The organism is Kaistia terrae, from assembly GCF_026344005.1.
Lineage (GTDB): Bacteria > Pseudomonadota > Alphaproteobacteria > Rhizobiales > Kaistiaceae > Kaistia > Kaistia terrae.
The window spans coordinates 1-972 of record NZ_JAPKNH010000033.1 but is presented as its reverse complement, the minus strand read 5'-3'; the positions used below and the strand labels follow the sequence as shown (position 1 = coordinate 972).

Below are 972 nucleotides of genomic sequence, written 5' to 3'. Positions count from 1 at the left end.
AACGGCCGGCCCGCCATGATCGACTGGTCCAGCCGGCTGTGGGTCTCGGTCGTCTCCGCCTTCAACAGCTTGGCGCGGCTCGCCTCCTGCGGTCGGACGGTGTCGATTGTGTCGCTCATGGTTGCGTGGGGCTTTCCGTTAAGTTGACTTTTCGCGCCTTGGTGTAGCTCAGAACTTGGCTGTCAAGCTGGCCCGAACGGTGCGGCCCGGCGAAGGCATCAGTCCAAGGGTAAGCGCGTCCATGTAATAGGCGTCCGTCAGGTTATCGACGGCCGCGTCGATGGTGACGTGTTCATTGAACTTGTAGGACGCGAACAGGTCGACCAGCGTGTATTTCTCCCAGTTGATCACGGTCGTGAAGCCACCCGTGTCCGCATTGGTCGTGGTTGTGCCGCGATCGCCCATGTAGGTCAGGCGTCCGCCGACCTCAAAGTCGCCGTCGAGGAAGCGCACGCCAGCCGTGACTGTGCCGCTCTTCTTCGGGGGGACGTGCAACTGCGCATAACCGTTCTGGACGCCGGCCGGGCGGCAGGCGAGCTGGCCGCCGGTCTCGTAGGCGCAGAACTCGACCTCGTCGTAATAGGTGCCGGACAGCTCGGCGAAGCCCCAGCCGACATCATAGCCGACAGACCCTTCCCAGCCGACGAAGCGGGCGCCGGGAATGTTGCGCACGGTGACGGCGGGATAGTTGGTGCGGGTCAGGTAGTCATCGACCTTGTTGTTGAAGTGCGCGATCTTGAGGCGAAACTTGTCGTCCTCGGTCAGCACGCCATTGCGCAGCACGTTGATGCCGAACTCGGTGTTCTTGGCGTGCTCCGGCTTCACCGATGTCATCGGGTCGACGTTGAACGAGAAGCCGGTGGTCGATTCGAACAGGCTCGGCGCGCGGATCGCCTCGGCATAGCGGGCATAGAACTCGAGGCCCTGGATCGGCTCGATCGTCGCCGCGATGATCGGCGCGAAGCCGTCATT

Annotated in this window: 1 protein-coding gene; it reads right to left on the bottom strand. The window is 63.0% G+C overall.

The window, feature by feature from the left end; all coding sequences use genetic code 11:
• Window positions 1-168: 168 nt before the first annotated feature.
• Window positions 169-972: TonB-dependent receptor domain-containing protein (locus OSH12_RS26185; protein ID WP_266346579.1), on the bottom strand; the 804-nt coding region annotated here is incomplete at its 5' end.